The 25,069-nt window shown below is 71.1% G+C and carries 26 protein-coding genes; 24 read left to right on the top strand and 2 right to left on the bottom strand.

The window, feature by feature from the left end; all coding sequences use genetic code 11:
- The first annotated feature begins 153 nt into the window (after positions 1–153).
- The 12 genes from IE307_RS46900 to IE307_RS22870 all read left to right on the top strand — a co-directional run bounded on the left by IE307_RS46900 (position 154) and on the right by IE307_RS22870 (position 11,538).
- Positions 154–2,745 carry a hypothetical protein gene (locus IE307_RS46900; protein ID WP_191300805.1) on the top strand — a complete coding sequence of 864 codons (2,592 nt, stop codon included), beginning with the start codon at positions 154–156 and terminating at the stop codon, positions 2,743–2,745.
- A complete protein-coding gene (locus IE307_RS22920; RefSeq protein WP_191300803.1) occupies positions 2,742–3,536 on the top strand; it encodes an HAD-IIA family hydrolase in 795 nt (264 codons plus the stop codon). Before IE307_RS46900 ends, IE307_RS22920 begins: the two co-directional genes overlap by 4 nt.
- 5 nt (positions 3,537–3,541) lie before the next feature.
- Positions 3,542–3,709: a hypothetical protein gene (locus IE307_RS22915; RefSeq protein ID WP_191300801.1), complete on the top strand. Its 168-nt coding sequence runs from the start codon at positions 3,542–3,544 to the stop codon at positions 3,707–3,709.
- A gap of 6 nt (positions 3,710–3,715) precedes the next feature.
- Positions 3,716–4,513: a TlyA family RNA methyltransferase gene (locus tag IE307_RS22910; RefSeq protein ID WP_191300799.1), complete on the top strand. Its 798-nt coding sequence runs from the start codon at positions 3,716–3,718 to the stop codon at positions 4,511–4,513.
- Positions 4,510–5,400: an NAD kinase gene (locus tag IE307_RS22905; protein ID WP_191300797.1), complete on the top strand. Its 891-nt coding sequence runs from the start codon at positions 4,510–4,512 to the stop codon at positions 5,398–5,400. The genes IE307_RS22910 and IE307_RS22905 overlap by 4 nt, the downstream gene beginning before the upstream one ends.
- An 80-nt stretch (positions 5,401–5,480) precedes the next feature.
- Complete coding sequence (recN, locus tag IE307_RS22900) at positions 5,481–7,262, top strand: DNA repair protein RecN (protein WP_191300795.1); 1,782 nt, start codon at positions 5,481–5,483, stop codon at positions 7,260–7,262.
- 35 nt (positions 7,263–7,297) lie between these two features.
- A complete protein-coding gene (locus IE307_RS22895) occupies positions 7,298–7,894 on the top strand; it encodes a hypothetical protein (protein ID WP_191300793.1) in 597 nt (198 codons plus the stop codon).
- Positions 7,887–8,489 (top strand): hypothetical protein, encoded by a 603-nt coding sequence (locus tag IE307_RS22890; RefSeq protein WP_191300791.1) that lies wholly within the window; start codon positions 7,887–7,889, stop codon positions 8,487–8,489. The genes IE307_RS22895 and IE307_RS22890 overlap by 8 nt, the downstream gene beginning before the upstream one ends.
- Positions 8,486–8,920 (top strand): hypothetical protein, encoded by a 435-nt coding sequence (locus IE307_RS22885; protein WP_191300788.1) that lies wholly within the window; start codon positions 8,486–8,488, stop codon positions 8,918–8,920. The genes IE307_RS22890 and IE307_RS22885 overlap by 4 nt, the downstream gene beginning before the upstream one ends.
- Positions 8,917–9,357: a hypothetical protein gene (locus IE307_RS22880; RefSeq protein ID WP_191300786.1), complete on the top strand. Its 441-nt coding sequence runs from the start codon at positions 8,917–8,919 to the stop codon at positions 9,355–9,357. Before IE307_RS22885 ends, IE307_RS22880 begins: the two co-directional genes overlap by 4 nt.
- 61 nt (positions 9,358–9,418) lie before the next feature.
- Complete coding sequence (steA, locus tag IE307_RS22875) at positions 9,419–10,603, top strand: putative cytokinetic ring protein SteA (RefSeq protein WP_191300784.1); 1,185 nt, start codon at positions 9,419–9,421, stop codon at positions 10,601–10,603.
- Positions 10,600–11,538 carry a copper transporter gene (locus IE307_RS22870; RefSeq protein WP_191300782.1) on the top strand — a complete coding sequence of 313 codons (939 nt, stop codon included), beginning with the start codon at positions 10,600–10,602 and terminating at the stop codon, positions 11,536–11,538. Before steA ends, IE307_RS22870 begins: the two co-directional genes overlap by 4 nt.
- Here IE307_RS22870 and IE307_RS22865 read toward each other — a convergent pair.
- Positions 11,535–12,197, bottom strand: coding sequence for an SMI1/KNR4 family protein (locus IE307_RS22865; protein ID WP_191300780.1), 663 nt, complete (start codon positions 12,195–12,197; stop codon positions 11,535–11,537). The genes IE307_RS22870 and IE307_RS22865 overlap by 4 nt on opposite strands.
- A 177-nt stretch (positions 12,198–12,374) precedes the next feature.
- Here IE307_RS22865 and pyrG point away from each other — a divergent pair, with 177 nt between their 5' ends.
- The 3 genes from pyrG to IE307_RS22850 are packed head-to-tail and all read left to right on the top strand — an operon-like array spanning position 12,375 to position 15,079.
- Complete coding sequence (gene pyrG, locus IE307_RS22860) at positions 12,375–14,057, top strand: CTP synthase (RefSeq protein ID WP_373306029.1); 1,683 nt, start codon at positions 12,375–12,377, stop codon at positions 14,055–14,057.
- Complete coding sequence (locus tag IE307_RS22855) at positions 14,054–14,674, top strand: NUDIX domain-containing protein (protein WP_229904979.1); 621 nt, start codon at positions 14,054–14,056, stop codon at positions 14,672–14,674. Before pyrG ends, IE307_RS22855 begins: the two co-directional genes overlap by 4 nt.
- A gap of 9 nt (positions 14,675–14,683) precedes the next feature.
- A complete protein-coding gene (locus IE307_RS22850) occupies positions 14,684–15,079 on the top strand; it encodes a DUF2752 domain-containing protein (RefSeq protein WP_191300776.1) in 396 nt (131 codons plus the stop codon).
- Here the strand turns inward: IE307_RS22850 and IE307_RS22845 are convergent.
- Complete coding sequence (locus IE307_RS22845) at positions 15,076–15,687, bottom strand: NINE protein (protein ID WP_191300773.1); 612 nt, start codon at positions 15,685–15,687, stop codon at positions 15,076–15,078. The genes IE307_RS22850 and IE307_RS22845 overlap by 4 nt on opposite strands.
- Positions 15,688–15,740: 53 nt before the next feature.
- Here IE307_RS22845 and ald point away from each other — a divergent pair, with 53 nt between their 5' ends.
- From ald to IE307_RS22800, 9 genes are all read left to right on the top strand, one after another.
- A complete protein-coding gene (gene ald, locus IE307_RS22840; protein ID WP_191300771.1) occupies positions 15,741–16,811 on the top strand; it encodes an alanine dehydrogenase in 1,071 nt (356 codons plus the stop codon).
- An 8-nt stretch (positions 16,812–16,819) separates the two neighbouring features.
- Positions 16,820–17,695: a site-specific tyrosine recombinase XerD gene (gene xerD / locus IE307_RS22835; RefSeq protein WP_444543463.1), complete on the top strand. Its 876-nt coding sequence runs from the start codon at positions 16,820–16,822 to the stop codon at positions 17,693–17,695.
- Positions 17,696–17,719: 24 nt separating this feature from the next.
- Positions 17,720–18,049 carry an ArsR/SmtB family transcription factor gene (locus IE307_RS22830; RefSeq protein WP_191300769.1) on the top strand — a complete coding sequence of 110 codons (330 nt, stop codon included), beginning with the start codon at positions 17,720–17,722 and terminating at the stop codon, positions 18,047–18,049.
- 101 nt (positions 18,050–18,150) lie between these two features.
- Positions 18,151–19,074, top strand: coding sequence for a ParA family protein (locus tag IE307_RS22825; RefSeq protein WP_191300767.1), 924 nt, complete (start codon positions 18,151–18,153; stop codon positions 19,072–19,074).
- Entirely contained in the window at positions 19,071–19,397 is a 327-nt protein-coding gene (locus IE307_RS22820) for a hypothetical protein (protein WP_191300765.1), read from the top strand. The genes IE307_RS22825 and IE307_RS22820 overlap by 4 nt, the downstream gene beginning before the upstream one ends.
- Positions 19,394–20,224, top strand: a complete 831-nt coding sequence (locus IE307_RS22815) for a segregation and condensation protein A (RefSeq protein WP_191300763.1) — start codon at positions 19,394–19,396, stop codon at positions 20,222–20,224. Before IE307_RS22820 ends, IE307_RS22815 begins: the two co-directional genes overlap by 4 nt.
- Positions 20,225–20,490: 266 nt before the next feature.
- Complete coding sequence (gene scpB / locus IE307_RS22810) at positions 20,491–21,282, top strand: SMC-Scp complex subunit ScpB (RefSeq protein WP_373306033.1); 792 nt, start codon at positions 20,491–20,493, stop codon at positions 21,280–21,282.
- Complete coding sequence (locus tag IE307_RS22805; protein WP_229904978.1) at positions 21,275–22,009, top strand: pseudouridine synthase; 735 nt, start codon at positions 21,275–21,277, stop codon at positions 22,007–22,009. Before scpB ends, IE307_RS22805 begins: the two co-directional genes overlap by 8 nt.
- 239 nt (positions 22,010–22,248) lie before the next feature.
- Positions 22,249–24,963 (top strand): nSTAND1 domain-containing NTPase, encoded by a 2,715-nt coding sequence (locus tag IE307_RS22800; RefSeq protein WP_191300759.1) that lies wholly within the window; start codon positions 22,249–22,251, stop codon positions 24,961–24,963.
- Positions 24,964–25,069 lie beyond the last annotated feature (106 nt).

Below are 25,069 nucleotides of genomic sequence, written 5' to 3'. Positions count from 1 at the left end.
AGCCCTTCTGCGCCGATGGTACTGCACTGGTTACGGTGTGGGAGAGTAGGTCGCCGCCGAACTTTACTTCCCTGAAGGGGCTTGTGATCGCGGGGCACAATTACAGTGCGTCGCTCACAGGCCCCTTTCAGCGTGTCCAAGTAGGAGGATTTGGTGTCTAGGTTCGGGGATCGTCCCGGCGACCGTCAGCGTGGCCAGGGAGACCGACCGCGCCATTCCGACGCTGGCCGTCCATCAGGCGATCGCAAGTTCAGCAGCAGCAACAACTCCCCGCGTGGTGAAGGCTCCGGTGACCGCTCCACGAGCGGTGACCGTCGAGACAACCGCGCCGGCTCGGGCGGCGGTTACCGCGGCCAGGGCTCGAGCTCCAGCGACCGCGGCGGCTACCGCAAGGACGACTCGGGTGATCGCGGCGGCTACCGCGGCGACCGTTCGAGCGACCGCGGTGGTTCCAGCGATCGTGGTGGTTACCGCAAGAGCGACTCGGGTGACCGGGGCGGCTACCGCGGGCAGGGCTCGGGCGAGCGCAGCAGCGGTGGTCACCGCGGCGACCGTCCCGGCTTCCGCAAGGACGATTCAGGCGATCGCGGCGGCTACCGGGGCCAGGGCTCCAGTGACCGCGGTGGTTACCGCAAGAGCGACTCGAACGACCGCGGTGGTTACCGCGGCCAGGGCTCGGGTGACCGTCCCGGCTACCGCAAGGACGACTCCGGCGATCGCGGCGGTTACCGCGGCGGCTCCATTGACCGCGGTGGTTACCGCAAGGACGACTCGAACGACCGTGGCGGTTACAGCAAGAGCGAGTCGGGCGATCGGGGCGGTTTCCGCTCTGGCGACCGCGGCGGCTCGAGCGACCGCGGTGGGTTCCGCAAGAGCGACGACCGCGGTGGTTACCGTGGTCAGGGCTCCAGCGACCGTCCCGGCTACCGCAAGGACGACTCGAACGATCGCGGTGGCTACCGCAAGAGCGAGTCGAGCGACCGCGGCGGGTTCCGCTCCGGTGACCGTCCGGGCTACCGCAAGGACGACTCCGGTGATCGCGGTGGCTACCGCGGCGACCGTGGTGGTTCCAGCGATCGTGGCGGTTACCGCAAGGACGACTCGGGCGACCGTGGCGGTTACCGCAAGAGCGAGTCGGGTGACCGCGGTGGCTACCGCGGCGACCGCTCTGGCGGCGACCGCGGTGGCTTCCGCAGGGACGACTCGAACGACCGCGGTGGGTACCGGGGTCAGGGGTCCAGTGACCGCGGTGGTTACCGCAAGGACGACTCGAGCGATCGTGGCGGTTACCGCAAGAGCGAGTCGGGCGACCGCGGTGGCTATCGCGGTGACCGCTCGAGCGAGCGCTCGGGTGACCGTCCCGGCTTCCGCAGGGACGACTCGGGCGACCGTGGCGGCTACCGCAAGAGCGACTCCGGTGACCGGGGTGGCTTCCGCGGTGAGCGTTCCGGTGGCGACCGCGGTGGGTTCCGCAAGAGCGACGACCGCGGTGGTCAGCGCGGCCAGGGTTCGAGCGACCGCGGTGGTTACCGCAAGAGCGACTCGAACGACCGCGGCGGCTACCGGAAGAGCGACTCGGGTGACCGGGGTGGCTACCGCAGGGACGACCGCAACGACACGCGTTCCGCTCCGCAGCGCGACGATCGTCGTGACGACCGCCGTGACGAGCGCAGCCGTGAGCGTGCGGCGCGGTTCCAGGACCGGATCTCCGACCAGGAGACCGCGGGGACTGACAGCACCGCCGCCGAGGCCACCGCTCAGGACGCGGCCGGCACCGCCGAGGTGAGCCAGGGCGCCGAGCGCTCCGGTTACCGCCTGGGCGACGGCGCCGCAGCCACCCGCGCTGCCGCCGGCCGTGAGGCGAGCACCGAGGCAGAGCCCAAGGCCGACTCCGCTGAAGGTGACGCGGCGGACGACGCCGACGTCAAGGCCGAGGACACGGCGGACGAGGCCGGCGAGAAGGCCGACGGCACCGAGGTTCGCGCGGAAGACGCCGGCGAGGACCGTGCGGACGACGAGCAGCGCGACGAGGCGCCCGCCCCCCGTGGCGGACGGCCGCCGCTGCCGGACGAGGCCGACCTGTCGCTGCTCGACCCGGAGATCAAGCTCGAGCTGCGCAGCCTGCCCAAGGGGCTCGCGGAGATCATCGGCAAGCACCTGGCCGCGGCCGGGCTGCTGATCGACGAAGACCCGCAGCTGGCGCTGGAGCACGCGCGGTACGCGCGCAGCAAGGCGGCGAGGGTCGGCGTCGTGCGCGAGGCGGCGGGTCTGACCGCCTACTTCGCGGACGAGTGGGCCGAGGCGCTCAGCGAGCTGCGGGCCGCCCGCCGGATGATGAACGGACCGGGCCACCTGGCGATCATGGCCGACTGCGAGCGGGCACTGGGCCGGCCGGAGCGGGCCATCGACCTCGCGAAGGACCCGGCGGTCAAGGACCTGAGCCAGGAGGACGAGATCGAGCTGCGCATCGTCGCGGCCGGCGCTCGTCGTGACATGGGTCAGCTCGACGCGGCGGTCGTCGCGTTGCAGGGTCCGGACCTCGACCCGGGGCAGCGCAACCCCTACTCCGCGCGGCTCTTCTACGCTTACGCCGACAACCTGGCCGCGGCCGGTCGCACCGAGGAAGCCGTCAAGTGGTTCCTCAACGCCGCCGAGGCCGACGACGAAGGGGAGACGGACGCCGCCGAGCGCGCGTTCGAGCTGACCCACGAGGAGACCACCCCAGAGGAGAACACACAGCAGTGAGCGAGACGTTGGTCGACAGGTACGACGCGTTGCTGATCGATCTCGACGGCACCGTCTACCGAGGATCCGAGGCCGTGCCCGGTGCCGCCGAAGCGATTGCGGCGGCCAGAAGCAAGGGCGTCGGGATCCGCTACGTCACCAACAACGCCTCTCGTTCACCTCAGGCGGTCGCTGACCACCTCGTCGAGCTCGGGTTCGAGACGAGCGTCGACGAGGTGAGCACCTCCTCGCAGGCGGGCGCGGCCATGCTGGCCGAGCGCCTGCCGAAGCGGTCCACTGTGCTCGTGCTCGGCACCAAGGCCCTGGAGGCCGAGGTGTTCAAGCGCGGACTCATCCCGACCGACACCGCCGAAGGCGCGGTGGCGGTCCTGCAAGGGCTGTCGATGGACCTCGGCTGGCGCGAACTGGCCGAGGCCGCGGTGGCCATCCGCGGCGGCGCGCTGTGGGTGGCGTGCAACGTCGACGTCACCCTGCCCACCGAACGCGGGCTCCTGCCGGGCAACGGCAGCCTCGTCGCGGCGCTGAAGGCCGCGACGGACCAGGAGCCGCTCGTCGCCGGCAAGCCCGCCACCCCGCTGCTGGAACAGGCGGCGAAGGACCTCGGCGCGCACCGTCCGCTGGTCGTCGGCGACAGGCTCGACACCGACATCCTCGGTGCCGTCAACGCCGGTATGGACTCGCTGCTCGTGCTCACGGGTGTGTCCACGGAGCAAGAGGCGCAAGCGCTTCCGGGTGAGCAAAGGCCCACGTATGTCGGCGCGGACCTGTCGGTACTGCATCGGCTACCGTAAGAGGAGTGAGCTACCCCCTGCCCGGACCGCCGCCCAACCCGGCCGACGCCATCGAAGGCGCGCTGGAGCGGCTCGACGGGCTCGAGAACGTTCCGCTCGAGGAGCACGTGGGCCGGTTCGACGCCGTGCACGCGACGCTCACCGACGCACTGTCGAGCATCGACAAGGTGTGATGCACAGTGTCTCGCAGGGTGCGGCTCGACGCCGAACTCGTGCGCAGGGGGCTCGCCAGGTCCCGTGAGCACGCCAGCCAACTCGTCGCCGACGGTCGCGTGAAGGTCCGCGGCACCGTCGCGACGAAACCCGCGACCGCGGTGGAGACCTCCGACGCGGTCGTCGTCAAGGACAGCGGCGACGACCCGAACTGGGCTTCCCGGGGCGCGCACAAGCTCATCGGCGCGCTCGAGGGCTTCAAGATCGACCCCACCGGCAGGCGTTGCCTCGACGCCGGCGCGTCCACTGGCGGTTTCACCGACGTGCTGCTGCGCAAGGGCGCCCGTCAGGTGGTCGCGGCCGACGTCGGCAGGGGGCTTCTGGACTGGAAGCTGCAGACCGACGACCGGGTCGTGGTGAAGGACAAGACCAACGTCCGCACCCTCACGCCCGAGGACATCGGCGGCAAAGTTGAACTCGTGGTGGCCGATCTTTCGTTTATCTCGTTGAGGCTTGTGCTTCCCGCACTGGCCGCGTGCCTCGACGAGGAAGGCGATCTGCTGCCGATGGTCAAGCCGCAGTTCGAGGTCGGCAAGGAACGCCTGGGCTCCGGTGGCGTCGTGCGCGACCCGGAGCTGCGCGCAGAAGCCGTGCTCGACGTGACCAGGGCCGCCGCCGAACTCGGTCTGGCCGTGCACGGGGTCGTCGCGAGCCCGCTGCCCGGCCCGTCCGGCAACGTCGAGTACTTCCTCTGGCTTCGCAAGGGCGACCCGGTCGACCCCGCGGAGATGGTGCGCACCGCCGTCGAAGAAGGGCCCCAATGAGGGAAGTCCTGCTGGTCGTCCACACCGGTCACCAGAGCAACATCGATCTCGCCCGCCAGGTCGCCGGCCGTCTCGCGGTCGGGGGCGTCACGACGAGGGTGCTCGACGACGAGGCGCGTGACCTCGGCCCGTCGTGCTGCACCAAGGTCGTGCCCGCCGACGACCACGCGGCCGAAGGCACCGAGCTGGTTCTGGTGCTGGGTGGTGACGGCACGTTCCTGCGCGGCGCGGAGCTCGCGCGCCCGGCGCGGGTGCCGGTGCTGGGCGTCAACCTGGGCCGGGTCGGGTTCCTCGCGGAGGCCGACTCGGACGCGTTGCACGAGGCCGTCGGCCACGTGCTGGAACGCGACTACTTCGTGGAAGAGCGCATGACGCTCGACCTCATCGCCAAGGTCAGCGACGAGGTCGTCGTCGAGACCTGGGCGCTCAACGAGATCAGCGTCGAGAAGCTGATCCGCGAACGCATCCTCGAGGTCGTCGTCGAGGTCGACGGCCGGCCGGTGTCGGCGTTCGGCTGCGACGGCGTGCTGTGCGCGACGCCGACGGGTTCGACGGCGTACGCGTTCTCGGCGGGCGGACCGGTCGTGTGGCCGGACGTGCAGGCGATCCTGGTGGTGCCGAGCAACGCGCACGCGCTGTTCGCACGACCGCTGGTGGTCTCGCCGAAGTCGCACGTCGCGTTCGAGATCGAGTCGACCGGGCATCCCGCGGCGCTGTCCGCGGACGGGCGGCGCACGTTCGAGCTGCCCGCGGGCGCGCGGATCGAGATCGTGGAGGGCGCGGTGCCGCTCAAGGTCGTGCGGCTGCGCCAGGCACCGTTCACGGACCGGCTGGTCGAGAAGTTCGACCTCCCGGTGAAGGGATGGCGGGGACCATCGGCAGGCTGACCGCGCCGCTCGGTGCGTCGGCACTCGCTCGTTATGGTGCCCGCGAGGAAATGTCGGACTCGACAAGTAAGGTTCGCCCTGTGCTGGCCGAGATGCGCATCAATGGCCTTGGCGTGATCGACGAGGCCACCCTTGAACTGGACCCCGGGTTCACCGTAGTCACCGGTGAGACGGGCGCGGGCAAGACCATGGTCGTGACCGGGTTGCACCTGCTGGGCGGTGGCCGAGCAGAGGCTTCGCGGGTGCGTACCGGAGCCGACAAAGCGGTGGTCGAGGGCCGCTTCCAGGCTCCGGCGGGCAGCCCTGCCGCGAAGGTGGCGGAGGAGGTCGGCGGCGAGGCGGACGAGGACGGTTCGCTGATCGCGATCCGCACCGTCGGCTCCGACGGCCGCTCCCGTGCCCACGTCGGCGGCCGCTCCGTGCCGGTCGGCGTGCTGTCCGAACTGGCGGAGCAGCTGATCGCCGTGCACGGGCAGAACGACCAGCTGCGGCTCATGAGGCCCACCGAGCAGCGCGGCGTGCTGGACCGCTTCGCCGGCGACGACGTGGGGTCGCCGCTGCGCGCCTACCAGGCCGTCCGCGAGGAGTGGCTGCGCGTGTCGGCGGAGCTCAAGGAGCGCACCGAGCGTTCCCGCGAGCTGGCCCGCGAGGCCGACCTGCTGCGGCACGGCCTGACCGAGATCGACGCCGTCGCGCCCCAGCTGGGCGAGGACGCCGAGCTGCACGACGAGGCCCGCCGGCTCGCCGACGCCGACCAGCTCCGCGAGGCCGCCCAGGGCGCGCAGTACGCGGTGTCCGGGTCGCTCGAGGGCGATCCGGAGAACCCCGGCGCGCTGGGCCTGATCTCCGAGGCCGCCCGCAGGCTCTCCACGTCGGAGGACCCGAAGCTGCGGGAGATGGAGCCGCGCCTGGTCGAGGCCGCCACGCTGCTGGCCGACGTCGGCGCCGAGATCTCCGGCTACCTGGACCACCTGGAGGCCGACCCCGGCCGCCTCGAGACGGTGCTGCAGCGCCAGGCCGAGCTCAAGGCGCTGACCCGCAAGTACGCCGCCGACGTCGACGGCGTGATCGCCTGGGCCGAGGACGCGCGGACGAGGCTCGGCGGGCTGGACACGTCCGAAGAGGCGTTGACCGGTCTGGCCACCCGCCGCGACGAGCTGGCCGTCGAACTGGCCACCCTCGCCGCCCAGGTGACGGCCGCACGGGTCGACGCGGCCCTCGAACTGGGCAAGGCCGTCACCGAGGAGCTGGACGGGCTCGCCATGCCGCACGCCTCCGTGGAGCTGGCCGTCCGGCCGCGGCACGCCGAGTCGGGGGACGCGCAGGCGCTGCCCGTCGGGCGGTCGATCCTGCACGCCGGGGCGTCCGGCGTGGACGACGTCGAGCTGCGGCTGATCTCGCACCCCGGCGCGCCCGCCCTGCCGGTGCACAAGGGCGCGTCCGGCGGTGAGCTCTCCCGCGTGATGCTGGCGCTGGAAGTGGTGCTGTCGCACTCGGACCCGGTGCCCACGCTGGTGTTCGACGAGGTCGACGCCGGTGTCGGCGGGCGGGCCGCGGTCGAGGTCGGCCGCAGGCTGGCCAGGCTCGCCCGGTCGCACCAGGTGATCGTGGTGACGCACCTGCCGCAGGTGGCCGCGTTCGCCGACCGTCACCTCGTCGTGGACAAGTCGGCCGACGGGACGTTCACGCGGTCCGCCGTGCGGAAGCTGGACGAGACGCAACGGGTCGTGGAACTCGCCCGCATGCTGGCGGGCATGGACTCGACCGACACGGGCCGGGCCCACGCCGAGGAACTGCTGGCGGCGGCCAAGGCCGACAAGTCCAGTGCTCCCGTGGTCCGGCGGCGCAAGAAGAAGAGCTGATCTGCGTTTCCGCCGCGGTTCGGCATGATGGAGGCGTGACCGGATCTGTGAGCACGCGCCGGGTGTTCGGGGCCGTGCTGGTGTTCGTCGCGGCCGGGCTGGCCGTGGCGGCCACGTTCCTGTCCGCCTACTCGGTGCAGGTCGTGGTCAACAGCCGGACGTTGCGCTACGAGGCCAGCGCGTGGGCGGTGGAGCGCAACGACTTCCGCGACATCCTGCTGCTCCGGCCCCTCGAGTTCGGGGAGCCCGCCGTGGGGGCCGCGCTGGTCATGGCGCTGGCCGCGGTGCTGGCGTTCCGGGTTCCGGCGATGCGGGTCGGGTCGTTGCTCGGGGCCGGGGTCCTCCTCGGGGCCGCCTGGTCCGCCGTCTCCCAGGTCCAAGGAGTCGTGGAAGGGCTCGGCGAGATCGACTCGCCCGTGCCCGTCGCGGTGGAGCAGGGTGACGGGGTCACCCTGCTGATCGTGGCCGCGGGGGTGGCCGTGGTGTCGGCGGTGCTGCACCAGGAACTGCCTCGGGCGGTCGCGTCCGAGACCGGTGAGGGGGTTGTGATCCATCAGATCGACGACGAGGCGGACGACACCGACACGCCGCCCTACGGATATCCGGTGATCGTGGAGCCGAAGAGTGACTGACCGCCGCCGGATCGCCGGTGTCCTGCTCGTGCTGGGGGCGGTGCTGGCCGTCGTCGCGTCGTTCCAGCCCACGTTCAGCAGTGTGTACAAGACGTTCGGGTCCGGACTGACGATCACCACCACGTTGTGGACGGCCTCGTCGGAGCCGTCCACCGGTGGGCCCGACCAGCCCGCGTTCTACGCCGCCGGGTGGCCCGTTGTCCTGTCGTCACTGGTCATCGTCGCCGCGGTGGTGCTGCTGCTGCGGGAGAGGTCCGCGTTCGCCGGACGGCCGCTCGCCGCCGGCGCGGCCGGGCTGCTGGCCGGGGTCGTGCTCCTCTACGCGGGACAGCTGTACGCGCTGACGCAGGTCCTCGGCGAGCAGCCGCCGGCGCCCGAGCAGGAACTGCACTACCACGGCGGTATGTACCTGCTGGTCGCCGCGGCGATCATCGCACTCGTGGGTGCGGGGCTCGCCCAGCAGCGGCAGACCGAACCCGCGCCGGACACGGCGGCAGACGAGGACGGGGTGGTCGTGCACCAGCTCGGCAGTGACGACGACACGCCTCCGTTCGGGATCGCGATCCCGAACGACGAGCAGCAGGAGACCCGGTGATCGGCAGACCCACGGCGATCGCGCTGATCGCGGCAGGAGTGGTGCTGACCGCCACGGCGATGGTCCTGCCGTGGTACTCGACCGCGTACGCCGGGGGTGTCGAGGTCGTGGTCCGTGCGTGGGGGACGGAGATCGTCGACAAGCCCGGCGACTGGCCCGCCGGAGAGCTCTCGCCCTGGTACGGGGTGCCCGTCGTGGTGACGCTGGCGTTGCTCGTCGCGGGGATCTGGATCACTCGCGCGGCACTGGCCGGGGCGGCCGGGCAGGTGGGCGCGGCCGGTGTCGTCGCGGCGCTGGTCGTGTCCGAACGCGGGCACGCCCTCGACCAGCAGGGCGACTTCGCGATCGGGTTCGGGCTGGTGTTCCTCGTGCTGGGAACGCTGGTCGCGCTCGCGGGAGCCGTTGCGCTGCAACGGGAGGCGGCGGCGTGAGGAAGATCGTCGGCATCGTCCTGCTCGGACTCGCGGCGGCGGCCGCGGCCGGGGCGACGTTCCTGCCGTTGTCCGAGTTGCTGATCCGGCTCGCTCCCGGGCAGCCGCAGACCGCGTACGTGACCACGGGGTGGAGCACGCGGTTCGGTGGCACCGAGGACGAGCACGGTCCGTTGTTCGGCATCCCCGTCGTGCTGGCGGCCGCCGCCCTGCTGGCCGGGACGCGGTGGCGGAGGGTCGCCTACGCCGGAGCGGCCGGGCTCGCGGGTGTCACCGGGATGTTGTTCGTGTACCTGCTGAACGCGATCAGCTTTCACGAAGAAGGCAACATCGCGATCGATCCGGCGCTGGAAGCCGGTTTCGGCAACGGGATCTGGGTGCTGGTGGGTGCGGTGGTCCTCGCTTTCGGCGCTGTGGTAGTTCACCCCGACGACTGACCCCTGGAATCGCCCGGCGTGCCTCACCGGTCACGTCCGCACCGTGGGTCACTATCGGCCCATGAAGCTTTCCGGGCTGCTGAGCCGCACCAACCACGAACTTCCCGGTGTCACGGGCGTCGCGCGGGTTGATCGGCGCGCGAGCGACCTGGTGCGGCGCGTGAGTGCCGGTGACATCGCCGTGATGGACCTCGTCGACCTCGATCGGCGCACCGTCGAGGCGCTCGTCACGGCCGAGGTCGTCGGCGTCGTGAACGCGTCGCCGTCGATCTCCGGCCGCTTTCCCAACCTGGGGCCGGAACTGCTGATCGAGGCCGGCATCCCGCTGATCGACAACGTCGGCGCCGTCGCGCTGCGGGAGATCAAGGAAGGCACGAAGATCCGGCTGCACGAGGGTGTCGTGTACGCCGGGGAACGCGAGCTCGCCAAGGGGGTCGAGCAGAACGCGGAGAGCATCGCCGACGCGATGATCGAAGCGAAGGCCGGCATGTCGGCTCAGCTGGAAGCCTTCTCCGCCAACACCATCGAGTTCCTCCGCCGCGAACGCGCGCTGGTGCTCGACGGCGTCGGCGTGCCCGAGGTGTACGTGCCGATGCGCGACCGGCAGGTGCTCGTCGTCGCGGGCGGCCCGTCGCACGCCGAGGAGCTGCGCAAGCTCCGCAAGTACATCCGCGAGTACCGGCCGGTCCTGATCGGCGTCGACACCGGCGCGGACACGCTGCACGACGCCGGCCTCAAGCCGGACATCATCGTCGGCGACCCCGACGGCATCGGCACCGCGTCACTGCGCGCGGCCTCCGAGGTGGTCGTGCCCGCGCAGACCGACGGCCACGCGCCGGGCCTGCAACGGATCCAGGACCTCGGCATCGGCGCGGTGACGTTCCCCGCGTCGGGCAACGCGGAGGACCTGGCTTTGCTGCTCGCTGAAGCACACGGGGCGTCCCTGGTCGTGACGGTGGGGCTGCGCGCGACGCTGCGCGAGTTCCTCGACCGCGGGCACTCCGGTTCGAACCCCTCCACGTTCCTCACCCGGTTGAAGCTCGGCAGCAAGCTCGTCGACGGGGAGGCCGTCGCGACGTTGCACCGCAGCCGGGTCTCGCTGGGCGTGATCGTCCTGCTGGTCGCCGCCGCGATCGCCGCCATGGCGGCGGCCCTCGCGGTGTCCGGCGTCGGTCACGTCTACGTCGACATCGTGGTCGACGGCTGGCACTCCGTCGTCAACTGGTTCAAGGGGTTGTTCACGTGATCACGTTGCGCTACCACATAGTTTCGATCACCGCGGTGTTCCTCGCGCTGGCGGTCGGTGTCGTGCTGGGGTCGACCGCGATCAGCGGGCGGCTGCTGTCGGGGCTGAGCGACGAGAAGAACACGTTGGCACAGCAGGTGAACGACCTGCAGAACGACCGCAACGCGTTGAACGCCAAGCTGACCGAGGCGGACAAGTTCGCCGCGTCCGTCGGGCCTCTCGCCGTCAAGGACCGGCTCACCGACCGCACGGTCGTCATCGTGACCACCGCGGACGCCCGTCCGTCCGATCGGGACGCTCTCACCGGCCTGCTGAAGTCGGCGAGCGCCACCGTCACCGGCGAGGTCCAGCTGACAGACGCGTTCTCCGACCCGTCGCGCGGCGACCAGCTGCGCGACCTCGTGGCACGGCTGCAGCCCGCCGGTTCGCAGCTGCCCACGGCCGCCGACCCCGGCACGCGCGCCGGTGGCCTGTTCGGGACGTTGCTGCTGCTCAACCCCACCAACAACGAACCGCAGGCCACGCCGGACGAGATGGCGTCCGCGGTGTCCGGCCTCACCAACGCGGGGTTCGTGAAGGCGACCTCGGGCGTGAAGCCCGCACAGCTCGCGATCGTGCTGACCGGGGGCGCCGCGATCGGTGACTCGGCCGCGGACCGGGCCTCGACGGTCGCGCGGTTCGCCACGCAGCTCGACCGGTCCGGCGCCGGCGTCGTGCTGGCCGGTGCGAGCGGCTCGGCGAACGGCACGGGTGCGATCGGCGTGGTCCGCGCGGACACCGCCGCGACCTCGATCCTGTCCTCCGTGGACAACTCCGACACCCCGGCGGGTCAGGTCGTCGTGGTGATGGCGTTGCGCGAACAGCTGGAGGGCCGTTCCGGTCGTTATGGCGTCGCGGGCAACGCCGAGGCGTCCTCGCCGGGGACTCAGGGCTAGTCGGTCGTCCACTCGCCGGGGAGTCGCCGGATCAGCAGGTCCAGCGCCTCCGGTGTGCGGGCACGGGCCCACAGCCACTCGCCGTCGTCCTCGCGCACGATCAGGTCGTCGCTGACGAACCAGCGGCTGCCAGGACTGTGCAGCGACAGCAGTGCGAAGTGCTCTTCGAACAGGGAGGCGTCCGCCGCGGACGTCTCCCTGTCGGCTGTCACGGCCCCGTCGCGGAACAGGGCCTCGGACAGCACCAGCTCCACGCAGGCGGCGGAGAAGTGCGGGAGCCACGGTTCCCAGCCGCGTTCCGTCTCGTGCACGACGGCGGGGTCGGGACTGTCGAGGGCCGCTCCCCACGAGGTGACCGCGTGGATCTCCCTGCGGAAGACGACCACCTCGCCGTCCAGCCGCAGCTCGCTCGGGGTGAGCAGCCAGTCCTGGTTGCTCGTGAGGTCGGGGCGCTTGCCGAACAACGCGTAGGCGTCGCGCACCGCACCCGGCAGCCGCACGCCGAGGCGGTCCTCGGCGGCGTTCAGGTCGGCGTGGTTCCAGCCGTCCTGCGGTTCGATCGGCTCGGCCCACGCGGCCGCGAAACCCTCGATGAAGCGCCACGCCGCCGAGCGGTCGTGCACGACTTTTGCGGCTTCCCCTGCCACGTCGAAGGTCACGTGACAACTTTTCCTGATGTCGGCCTGTGCCGTGGGAGGTTCGGGAAAACCCCTTGCTGCGCCGATCGGGTGATGTGATCTGCCGGGTCGTGGTGCGCTGAGTGACGGGCGGCGTGTTAGCGTTATGGCCCGTGGATAGGGGGATCTACCCCCACGATTTTCACGGGAGCCCCGTTGGTGCAGCAGGCACGTACGACCAAGCACGTCTTCGTCACGGGAGGCGTCGCCTCCTCCCTGGGCAAGGGGCTCACCGCCTCCAGCCTCGGCCAGTTGCTCACCTCGCGCGGCCTGCGGGTAACGATGCAGAAGCTCGACCCGTACCTGAACGTGGACCCCGGCACGATGAACCCGTTCCAGCACGGCGAGGTCTTCGTGACCGACGACGGCGCGGAGACGGACCTCGACATCGGCCACTACGAGCGGTTCCTCGCGCGAGACCTGAGCGGCGAAGCCAACGTGACCACCGGCCAGGTGTACTCCGAGGTGATCGCCAAGGAGCGGCGCGGCGAGTACCTGGGCGACACGGTCCAGGTGATCCCGCACATCACCGACGAGATCAAGCGCCGCATCCGGATGATGGCGGAGCCGGACGCCGACGGCGTGACGCCGGACGTCGTCATCACCGAGGTCGGCGGCACGGTCGGCGACATCGAGTCGCTGCCGTTCCTCGAGGCGGCCCGCCAGGTCCGCCACGACGTCGGCCGCGACAACGTCTTCTTCCTGCACGTCAGCCTGATTCCATACCTGGCGCCGAGCGGTGAGCTGAAGACCAAGCCGACGCAGCACTCCGTCGCGGCGCTGCGCAACATCGGCATCCAGCCCGACGCGATCGTGTGCCGTGCGGACCGGGAGATCCCGGACGCGCTCAAGCGCAAGATCGGCCTGATGTGCGACGTCGACACCGACGCCGTCGTCGCGGCCGTCGACGCGCCGTCGATCTACGACATCCCGAAGGTGCTGCACGCCGAGGGCCTCGACGCCTACGTCGTGCGTCGCCTCGACCTGCCGTTCCGCGACGTCGACTGGACGGTGTGGGGCGACCTGCTGGAGCGGGTGCACAACCCGTCCGAGACGGTGAAGATCGCGCTCGTCGGCAAGTACGTCGACCTGCCCGACGCCTACCTGTCGGTCACCGAGGCGCTGCGCGCGGGTGGTTTCGCGCACCACGCCAAGGTCGAGATCAAGTGGGTGGCGTCGGACGAGTGCCAGACGCCCGAGGGCGCCGCACGCGCGTTGTCCGGCATGGACGCCGTTCTGATCCCCGGCGGGTTCGGAGTGCGCGGCATCGAGGGCAAGCTCGGCGCGCTGAAGTACACCCGCACGCGCGGGGTGCCGACGCTGGGCCTGTGCCTCGGCCTGCAGTGCATGGTGATCGAGGCCGCGCGGAACCTCGCGGGCATCGAGGACGCGAACTCGAGCGAGTTCGAAGAGGGCGGCACGCCGGTCATCTCCACGATGGCCGACCAGCAGGACGTCGTCTCTGGTCAGCGCGACATGGGCGGCACGATGCGCCTCGGCGCGTACGTCGCGAAGCTCACGCCGGGCTCGGTCGTCGCGTCGGCCTACGGGTCGACCGAGGTCTCCGAGCGCCACCGCCACCGCTACGAGGTCAACAACGCCTACCGGGGCAAGCTCTCCGACGCGGGCCTGGTGTTCTCCGGCACGTCGCCGGACGGCCGCCTGGTCGAGTTCGTCGAGCTGCCCGCCGACGTGCACCCGTTCTACGCGGGCACGCAGGCGCACCCGGAGCTCAAGTCGCGCCCCACGAAGCCGCACCCGCTGTTCGCGGCGTTCGTGAAGGCCGCGATCGACTACCGGGTGGCCGACCGCCTCCCCCTGACCGCGGGAGCGTCCAAGTGACCGAGCGGCACGACTTCCGGACCGTCTCCAGCGAGGACGTGCACGTCGGCCGTGTCGTCGCGCTGCGGGTCGACGAGGTCGAGATGCCCGGTGGCGGCACGGCCAAGCGCGAGATCGTCGAGCACATGGGCGCCGTCGCGGTCGTGGCCGTGGACGACGCCGGCCAGGTCGTGCTGATCCACCAGTACCGGCACGCGCTGGGCAGGCACCTGTGGGAGCTGCCGGCCGGGCTGCTCGACCACGACGGCGAGGAGCCGGTCATCGGTGCCCGCCGCGAGCTGGCCGAGGAGGTCGGGCTCGACGCGGCGCGCTGGGACACGCTGGTCGACACGGCCGCGTCTCCCGGGTTCACCGACGAGGTCGTGCGCGTGTACCTGGCGCGCGAGCTGTCCGAGGTCGACCGCGACGTGCAGGGCGAGGAGGAGGCGGACCTGGAGATCCACCGCTTCGGAATCGACGACGCCGTGCGGATGGTGCTCTCGGGCGAGATCGTGAACTCGTCGGCGGTCGCCGGGCTGCTCGCCGCCCGCGAGGTGCTGGAGGGCAGGGCCGAGCCGCGTCCCGCCGACGCACCGTTCCGCGACAAGCCGACCCGGTTCGCGGCGCGCAAGAAGTAGGTTGGACCCATGCAGACGGTGAAGGGCGCCTTCGGACGGTTGAAGGCGCCCTTCGGCGTTCTCGCGCTCGGTGGCGCGGGTGTGGTGCTGCTGCAGTTCGTCGACCCGACCAAGCCCGGCAACCTGCTGCCGAAGTGCCCGTTCAACTGGCTGACGGGGCTGAACTGCCCGGCGTGCGGTGCGACGCGCATGGTGCACGCGCTGCTGCACGGGGACGTCGTCAGCGCGTTCCACTTCAACGCCGTGCTGCTCGCGTTGGGCTTGCCTCTGGCCGTGTGGCTGTTCTCGCGGTGGACGCGTGACCGCTGGACCGGGGAACGGCGATCCGTGCCGAAGTCGGTCGGTGTCGCCGTTCTCGTCGTGGCCGCTGTGTGGGGCGTGGGGCGCAACCTCGCGGGTGTTTAGTCCCGGAGCTTGCGGCCCTGGGCGTCCGTGCCGCCGTTGACCAGGATGATGATCCCGTCGATCAACGACCAGATGCCGCAGCCGCCGCAGGTCAGCAGCTGCGCGACCGCGATGCCGGTGTGGCCCGTGTAGAACCGGCCGATGCCCAGGTTGCCCAGGAACAGCTGCAGCACGCCCGCGGCGATCTTCGACTTGTCCGACAGCGGCACGCCGGTGATCGGGTCGAACCCGTACGGCGCACCAGGGGTGCCGTAACCGGGCGGGACCACGCCGGGCGGGGGCGGCGGGACCGCGTACTGCGGCTGCGGGCCGGTGGGCGGCGGGTAGTACGGCTGCGTGGCCGGCGGCACGTAGCCGGGCGGCGGCGGTGGCACGGCGGCGAACGGCACCGAGGGCGGCGCGAGGAACGGCGGGTGCGGCTGCGGCAGGTCGCGGAACAGCTCCGCGAGCTCGAAGTAGCTCTGCGCGCCCGACGCGCGGTTCACGCGTTCCTGGTACTCGCCGATGTCGAGCCGCGCCATCGCGAAGTGGTCGTTGAGGGCGGTGATCGCCTCTTCGCGCTGCTGGTTGCCGATGCGCTGCTGCTCCGGCCCGAATGCTTCTGACACGACTCAGCACGGTATCCGATGCAGCCCGCCGATATCGGGAATACGCTGCGGCGATGCTGGTCGGTGTCCCAAAGGAGATCAAGAACCACGAGTACCGCGTGGCCATCACGCCCGCCGGAGTGGTCGAACTGGTGCGCCGCGGGCACTCGGTCGTGATCGAGCACGACGCCGGCGCGGGCTCGTCGTTCCCCGACCACGAGTACACGGCGGCGGGCGCGCGGATCGCCGCCTCCGCGGACGAGGTGTGGGGTCTCGCGGACCTGGTCCTGAAGGTCAAGGAGCCGATCGAGCCCGAGTACCACCGCATGCGCCGCGAGCAGGTGCTGTTCACCTACCTGCACCTGGCGGCGTCGCCGGCGTGCACCGCGGCGATCGCCTCGTCCGGCATCACGGCCATCGCCTACGAGACCGTGCAACTGGCGGACGGGTCGTTGCCTTTGCTGGCGCCGATGAGCGAGATCGCCGGGCGGATGGCCGCGCAGGTCGGCGCGCACTGCCTGGAACGCGCGCAGGGCGGGCGCGGTGTGCTGCTGGGCGGTGCGCCCGGTGTCGCCGCGGGCAAGGTCGCGGTGATCGGCGCGGGCGTGGCCGGGATGAACGCGGCGACGATGGCCGTCGGCATGCAGGCCGAGGTGGTCGTGCTGGACACCAACGTGAACCGGTTGCGGCAGATCGACTTCACCTACCGCGGGCACCTGCAGACGATCGCGTCGAACGCCTACGAGGTCGAGAAAGCCTGTCGCTGGGCGGATCTCGTGGTCGGCGCCGTGCTCGTGCCCGGTGCGAAGGCGCCCAAGCTCGTGAGCAACGAGCTCGTGTCGCGGATGCGGCCCGGCAGCGTGCTCGTCGACATCGCGGTCGACCAGGGCGGGTGTTTCGAGGACACGCGGCCGACGACGCACGACGCACCTACGTACCGCGTGCACGACTCCGTGTTCTACTGCGTCGCGAACATGCCCGGCGCCGTGCCGAACACGTCGACGTACGCGCTCACGAACGTGACGCTGCCGTACGTCATCGCGTTGGCGGACAAGGGTTTTGATGCCGCTGTGGCGTCGGATCCGGCTCTGGCGAAGGGTGTCAACGCTACGGACGGCAAGATCGTGCTGGAAGGGCTCGCGTGATTTCTGAGTTGGTGGCGACGTATCTCGACCACCTCGCCGTGGAACGCGGCACCGCCCGCAACACGCTCGACTCCTACACCCGCGACCTGCGCCGCTACACCGAGCACATGGAGTCCCTCGGTGTCACGGATCTGGGCGCGGTGACTGAATCGCAGGTGAGCGAGTTCCTCGCCGTGCTGCGGGAAAGCGGCCTCGCGGCGTCGTCCGCCGCACGGACGTTGGTCGCCGTGCGCGGGTTGCACCGCTTCGCGCACCGCGAAGGTGTTGTGCCACATGACGTCGCACGGGCCGTGCATCCGCCGTCACCGCCCAAGAGGCTGCCGAAAGCATTGCCCGTCAATGAGGTTCTCACCCTCCTGGAAACTGTGGGAAACCTCAGGGACAAGGCCCTGCTGGAGCTGCTGTACTCGACGGGAGCACGGATCTCCGAGGTGGTCGGGCTGGACGTCGACGACATCGACGCGGCGGAGCGGACGGTGTTGCTGGACGGGAAGGGAGGCAAGCAGCGGCTGGTCCCGGTCGGGCGGCCGGCGCTGGCAGCGGTGGACGCGTACCTGGTCCGGGCGCGCCCCGGGCTGGCGGCGAAAGGGCGTGGCACGCCCGCGTTGTTCTTGAACGCACGGGGCGGAAGGCTGTCGCGGCAGAGCGCGTGGACGGTCCTGAAGACGGCCGCGGAGGACGCGGGGATCACCGCCGCGGTGTCTCCTCACACGTTGCGGCATTCGTTCGCCACCCATCTGCTCGAAGGGGGTGCGGACGTTCGGGTGGTGCAAGAACTCCTCGGGCACGCATCGGTTACGACCACTCAGGTGTACACACTGGTAACCGTTACGACTTTGAGGGAGGTCTACGCAACTGCACACCCTCGAGCCACTGGAACATGAGGCTTCCACGGGTACGGTGGGCAGGTGCCGAACTTGGACGAGCCGTCCCCACAGGCCATCGATCTAGCCGCTGTGCTGCACGCGCTGAGTGACCCGACGAGGCTCGCGGTCGTGCGCCAGATCCAGTCGAGCGGTGAACGCCTGTGCGGGGCCTTCGAGGTTGACGTAGCGAAGTCGACTCTTTCCCAGCACCTGCGCGTGTTGCGCGAAGCCGGCCTCACACGGACGCGATGCCGCGGCAACCAGCGCTGGGTGTCACTGCGTCGCGATGACCTGGACCTTCTCTTCCCGGGCCTGCTGGACGTGGTGCTCTCCGCCGCGGACCGGCGAACACGAACGGATGTCACCGTCTAACTCAGTCTTGACAAACACCGGCGAGGCGCGTTGCCGCTCGCACGGGTGCGGCCTAGGCTGCGCCCCGAGAGACGACTACGACCAGTGAGGGAACGCCAGCCATGTCGACACCGGAGCACGCTTTCGCGCCCCGTGCCGACCTGAACCTGGCCCCGCACGCCGCGCCGGTGGACGACGTCGCCCACGAGCAGGTCGACGGCATCGGTCCGACGGGCCGCCCGCGTCGTCACATCCCGGACCCGCCGCCGTTGCTGCGCCACGGCCCGGCGAAGATCCTGGCCATCTGCAACCAGAAGGGTGGCGTCGGCAAGACGACGACGACCATCAACCTGGGCGCGGCGCTGGCCGAGTACGGCCGCCGCGTGCTGCTCGTCGACTTCGACCCGCAGGGCGCGTTGTCCGTGGGCCTCGGCGTGCACCCGCACCAGCTGGAAACGACGATCTACAACGTCATCATGGAGAACGACACCGCCGTTCCCGACGTGATCCGCAAGACCATGATCGACGACATGGACCTGTTGCCGAGCAACATCGACCTGTCGGCGGCCGAGATCCAGCTCGTGTCGGAGGTGGGCCGCGAGCACACGCTCGTGCGCACCCTTCGTCCCGTGATCGACCACTACGACTACGTGCTGGTCGACTGCCAGCCCTCGCTCGGCCTGCTCACGGTGAACGCCCTCGCGGCCGCCGACGGTGTGCTGATCCCGCTGGAGTGCGAGTTCTTCTCGCTGCGCGGGGTGGCGCTGCTCATCGACACGATCGAGAAGGTCAAGGAACGCTTGAACCCCAAGCTCGACATCACCGGGATCCTCGCCACGATGTACGACCCGCGCACGCTGCACTCGCGTGAGGTCATGGCCCGCGTCGTGGAGGCGTTCGGCGAGATCGTGTTCGACTCGGTCATCAACCGCACCGTCCGCTTCCCGGAGACCACCGTGGCCGGCGAGCCGATCACGCGCTGGGCGCCGCGGTCGTCCGGTGCCAACGCCTACCGCGCGCTGGCCCGCGAGGTGATCGCCCGGTGACCCGACGCCCTTCCCTTCCCGGGGCGGCGGAGCTCTTCCGGCTCACGTCGGCCGCCCCTGCGCCGGAGGAGGTCTCGTCGTCGGAGGCCGCCCCGCAGCAACGCCGCGGCTCCGGCCGCACCAAGCACACGACGAAGATCACGGTCTACGTGTCCGACGAGGAACTGCTGGCCCTCGAACAGGCACGGCTCGTGCTGCGCGGCGCGCACGGCCTGGGTGTCGACCGCGGCCGCGTGGTCCGCGAGGCGATCGCCGTGGTGCTCGACGACCTCGAGACGCACGGTGACGCGTCGCTGCTGGTACGCAGGTTGCGCGAGCAGTGACCGAGGAAGCCCCTGCTGAGACCCCGGTCGACGACGGCAAGTTCAAGGTCCGGCTCACGAACTTCGAGGGTCCGTTCGACCTGCTGCTGCAGCTGATCTCCCAGCACACGCTCGACGTGACCGAGGTGGCGCTGCACCGGGTCACCGACGACTTCATCGCGCACCTGCGCGGCATGGGCGAGAAGTGGGACCTCGACGAGACCACCGAGTTCCTGGTGATCGCGGCGACGCTGCTGGACCTCAAGGCCGCCCGCCTGCTGCCGACCGGCGACGTCGAGGACGAGGACGACCTGGCGCTGCTCGAAGCGCGCGACCTCCTCTTCGCCCGGCTGCTGCAGTACCGCGCCTACAAGCAGGTCGCGGCCCTGTTCGCCGAACTGGAGCAGGGCGCGTACCGGCGCTATCCGCGCTCGGTGTCGCTGGAACCGCGCTTCGAGGGCCTGCTGCCCGAGGTGATGCTCGGCGTCACCCCCGACAAGTTTGCCCTGATCGCGGCCGCCTCCTTCCGCCCCAAGCAGAAGCGCACGCTGTCGGTCGCGCACATCCACCAGCACCGCGTGTCGATCCGCGAGACGGCCGACGCGCTGCGGGCGATGCTGATCGAGAAGGGCACCGCGTCGTTCTCCGAGATCGTCGCGGACTGCACCGAGACGATGGAGGTCGTGGCGCGGTTCCTCGCGCTGCTGGAGCTGTACCGGGAGAAGTCGCTGGCCTTCGAGCAGGAGGACCCGCTGGGACCGCTGCAGGTGACGTGGGTCGGCGGGACGATCGAGGACGCACAGGCGCAGGTGCACGCCGGCGACGAGGATGAGGACTACGGCGGATGAGCGAGCCACTGGTCGGGCCGGACGCGGCGGAGATCGAGGAGCCGGGGCCGGCGTTCGACGGGGCCGGGCCGGAGGCGGACGCGGCTCTCGACGACGCCGCTCCGGCCGCCGTCGAGCCGCAGGAGCGCTCCGCCGAGGCGAGTGAGCCCGAAGGGCCCGGCGCCGGTGGGGGCCGGGCGACCGATGAGCCCGCTGATGCCGCGCTGTCCGATGCGGCCCCCGCACCCGTCGTGCTCGACGCACCCGAGCCGCGCGGCGTCATCGTCGTGCCGGACTTCGACCTGTCCGCCAAGCCCAAGGCCAAGCCGAGGTCCCGGTCCAGGGCCGCGAAGCCCGAACCCGAGTCCGACGCCGCCCTCGACGACGCCGCTCCCGCCGCCGTCGTGCTCGACGAGCCCGCCGGACCCGAGGCGCCCGCGGCCGACCCGGCCGACGCCGAGGACGCCACCACGCTGGAGGCCCAGCTGCTCGCCGCCGCCCCCGAGGAGGCGATCGAGGACAGCGGCCTGCCCGACCTCACCGACGACGCGACGTTCGAGGCCGCGCTCGAGTCCGTCCTGCTCGTCGTGGACAGCCCGATCGCCGAGGACGCGCTCGGCAGTGCCCTTGAGCAGCCGGTTAAGCGAATCAAGCAGGCACTCCGTAGACTGTCGACCCGGTACACCGAGTCCGGCAGTGGCATCGACCTGCGCAGGGCGGGAGACGGCTGGCGGTTCTACACGCGGGACCGGTACGCCCCGTTCGTGGAGAAGCTGCTGCTCGACGGTCAGCGCGCGAAACTCACCCGCGCGGCCCTGGAGACGCTCGCGGTGATCGCCTACCGGCAGCCTGTCACGCGGGCGCGGATCGCGGCGGTTCGCGGCGTCAACGTGGACGGTGTGATCCGGACCCTGGTCGCACGGGGGCTCATCGAGGAGACGGGCACCGACAGCGACACGGGTGGGATCCTGTACCGCACGACCGAACTGTTCCTGGAGCGGTTGGGGCTGTCGTCGCTTGCCGACCTGCCGCCAATCGCCCCTCTGCTGCCCGAAGTGGATGCGATCGACGATGTCTGACAACGAGGGCGTGCGCCTGCAGAAGGTGCTCGCACAGGCGGGGATCGCCTCGCGCCGCGCTTCCGAAGAGCTCATCGAGCAGGGCCGGGTGCAGGTCGACGGCAAGGTCGTGACCGAGCAGGGGCGGCGGATCGACCCCGAGACGGCGGTCGTGCACGTCGACGGCCTGCGGGTGCAGATCCGCGAGGACGTCGTCACCATCGCGCTGAACAAGCCCTACGGGATGCTCTCCACGATGGAGGACGACCTGGGCCGGCCGTGCGTCGGCGACCTGGTCCGCAACCGCAAGGAGCGGCTCTTCCACGTCGGGCGCCTCGACGCCGAGACCGAGGGCCTGCTGCTGCTCACGAACGACGGCGAGCTCGCGCACCGGCTGATGCACCCGAGCTACAACGTCAAGAAGACCTACCTCGCCGAGGTCCCCGGCCCGGTCGAGAAGGGCCTCAACAAGAAGCTCAAGGCCGGCATCGAGCTCGAGGACGGCCCCGTCAAGGTCGACTCCTTCAAGCTCATCAGCGCCGTGCCCGGCAAGGCGCTGGTCGAGGTCGTGCTGCACGAGGGCCGCAAGCACATCGTCCGCCGCCTCCTCGAGACCGCCGGCTACCCGGTGCAGTCGCTGGTGCGCGTCGCGGTCGGCGAGGTCTCGCTCGGCAACCAGCGCCCCGGCTCGATGCGGGTGCTGAACCGCCAGGAGGTCGGCGGGCTCTACAAGCTCGTCGGCCTGTGATCGGAACCTGAACCCCGCTCGCCCGGCGAAACCCGTGCACTGGGCGGATCTGCCGGTCTGCCGACGTGCGTGAGCCGTGGGTGGCGTCGTGTGTCGCCACCCACGGCCACTCCGGCGCCGGTTCGGGGCGCGAGCACCGGGTCTTCCCCGTGCAGTTGCGTCTTCGACGACGTTAGGGCGAACGGGTTGTTCACGGTCATGTGTTGGCCGCTGAACAAAGTTCTCTGAACAATGACGGGATGCCGAGACGGGAACGCCCTCTCGACGAGGGCGAGAGCGGTCTCCTGCGGTTCGCGGCGGATCTGCGCCGGCTGCGGGAGCGTGCGGGCAGCCCCACCTACCGGGAGCTGAGCAGGAGGGCGCACTACTCGGCGGCGGCGTTGTCGGAGGCGGCGGGTGGGCGGAAGCTGCCCAGCCTCGCGGTGACGAAGGCGTACGCGAAGGCGTGTGACGCCGATCCGGAGGAGTGGGCGCGGCGGTGGCGCGCCGTGGCCGAGGCCGGGCCCCGTGCGGCGAACGACAGTCCTTACGTGGGGCTGGCGATGTTCCAGCCCGGTGACGCGCCGAAGTTCTTCGGTCGTGAGCGGGTGACGGCCGAACTGCTGAGCACGAAGAACCGGTTCACCGGCCTGTTCGGACCGTCCGGCGTGGGCAAGTCGTCGTTGCTGCGGGCCGGACTCGTCGCCCGGACCCGGGAGCCGGTGCTGTTGTTCACGCCCGGCGCGAACCCCGTGGAGGAGTGCGCGATCGCGCTCGCCCGGCTCACCGGCGGGGAGGCGGTCGCGCTGGCCCGCGAGCTGCAGGACCCGGCGCGGCTGCGCCGCGTGCACGGGCACCTCGTGGTCGTGGACCAGTTCGAGGAGCTGTTCACGTTGTGCCGCGACGAAGAGCTCCGCCAGTGGTTGGTCACGGCGCTCGTCGGCTGCACGAAGGTCGTCATCGGTGTGCGTGCCGACTACTACGGCCACTGCGCGCGGCATCCCGACCTGGTCGAGGCCCTCGCCGGCGCCCAGCTCCTGCTCGGGCCCATGACCCCGGACGAGCTCCGGCTCGCCATCACCGAACCCGCCGCGGTCGTGGGGGCCAAGGTCGAGACGGCGCTGCTGGCCAGGCTCATGGCCGACGCGGTGGGACAGGCGGCCGTGTTGCCGTTGCTGTCGCACGCGCTCGCGCAGACCTGGCAGCACCGGCGCGGCATGACGCTGACGCTCGCCGGTTACGAGGAGGTCGGCGGCCTCGAGCACGCGGTCGCCCGCACCGCGCAGGAGGTCTTCGACTCCCTGTCGCCGCAGGGGCGGGAACAGGCCAAGCGGATCCTGCTGCGGCTCGTCACCGCCGAGGACACGAAACGCCGCGCGCAGCACGCCGAGCTCGAAGCCGACGACGAGGTGCTGTTCGCGCTGGCGGCGGCGAGGCTCGTGGTGATCGACCGCGATGGCGTGGAGCTGGCGCACGAGGCGTTGATCCGCAGCTGGCCCGCGTTGCAGCGCTGGGTCGAGGAGGAGCGCGAGAACATCAAGGCGCAGCGCGAGCTCACCCACGCCACGCAGACGTGGGAGTCGCTCGACCGCGACGCCGGCGTGCTGTTCAGGGGGCGCCGCCTGGCCAACGTCCCCGAGGGACTGTCCCTCAACGCCGGGGAACGCGCCTTCCTCGCCGCGAGCAGGGCCGCGGAACAAGAGGTCTCGCGGAGCGCACGGAGACGCACCCGCCGTCAGCGCCAGCTGCTCGCCGCTCTCGCCGCGCTCGTGGTCGTCGCCGCCAGTTCGACCGTCTTCGCCTTGCAGGCCGGCAGGACCGCCGACGAGCAACGCGCCAACGCCGCCGTGCTCAGGGCCGTGGGGGAGGCCGCCGCCCTGCGTTCCACGAACCCCGCCCTGGCCCAGCAGGTCGCGCTCGCCGCCTACCGGCTCGTGCCGTTGCCCCAGGCGCGCAACGGTCTGCGGCAGGAGGACGTGCCCTCGCAGGTGCTGCGCGAAGCCCAGTCCGACGTCACCGCGCTCGTGGTCGGCCCCACCCAGCAGCAGGTGGCGACCGGGCACCGCGACGGCACCGTCGTGCTCACCTCGCTGGACGACCTGCCGTCCCCGCGCACCTCCCACGACGCCACCAGGCACTCCGGCGCCGTCACCGCGCTCGCGATGGACTCGACCGGTGGCCTCGTGGCGTCCGTGAGCGACGACGGTGCCGTGCACGTCGTCGACGTCTCTCTCGGCAAACCGCGCGAACTCGCCGTGCTTCCCGTGCGCGCCGCCGCGATCGCCTGGCAGGGCACCGCTCTCGTCACCACCGACGCGGACGGCACCCTGAGCTTCTGGACGGACCTGCGCCAGGACCGGCCGAGGCTGCTCACCACCGCCCAGCTCGGCCTCGGGCCGCTGGTGGGCCTGTCGTTCCGCCAGGACGGCCGCGTCCTCGCCGCCGTCACCACGGGCCACGCCGTGCACCTGGCCGACGTGTCCGACCCGCGTGACGTCAAGCTCCTGTCCCTGACCAGGGAGTTCGCCGGCGACGCCCAGTTCACCGGCGACGGCGCGCTGCTGACCACCGCCCGCACGGCCGTCCACCTCTGGGACACCGCCGATCCGCGCGCCCCCGTGCTGCGCGCCGAGATCCCGTCCGGCGGTGGTGAGGTGACGTCGGCCTGGCTCGGCGCCGGACGGGTGGCCGTCGCCACCGACGACGGCCTGGTGCGGCTGTGGCGGCTGGGCGACGGCGACCCGGTGGAGCAGGCGTTGCTGCGCGGGCACGCCGGGCCGGTCACGGCGGCCGGCCTGACGCCCAAGGGTGACGGGGTCGTCACCGGAGGTGCGGACCGGGCGGTGCGGTTGTGGAACGCCGATCCGCGCGACCCGTCCGTCCGGATCTGCGAGCAGGCCATTCCGCGGATGAGCCGCGAGGAGTGGGAGCGGTTCTTCGGCGATCTCGACTTCACCCCGCCGTGCCGCGACTGAACGCCCAGCGTCCGGTAGGTGAAACGATCACGAAGCACACCGCCGGATGGTGGCTGGTTAGCGGGCCGTTAGACGGAGGGCGAACCTCTGGTGGACAATCCGGCCA

The sequence above is a fragment of the Lentzea cavernae genome (assembly GCF_014653695.1).
Lineage (GTDB): Bacteria > Actinomycetota > Actinomycetes > Mycobacteriales > Pseudonocardiaceae > Lentzea > Lentzea cavernae.
This window is presented reverse-complemented; position numbering and strand designations above follow the sequence as displayed.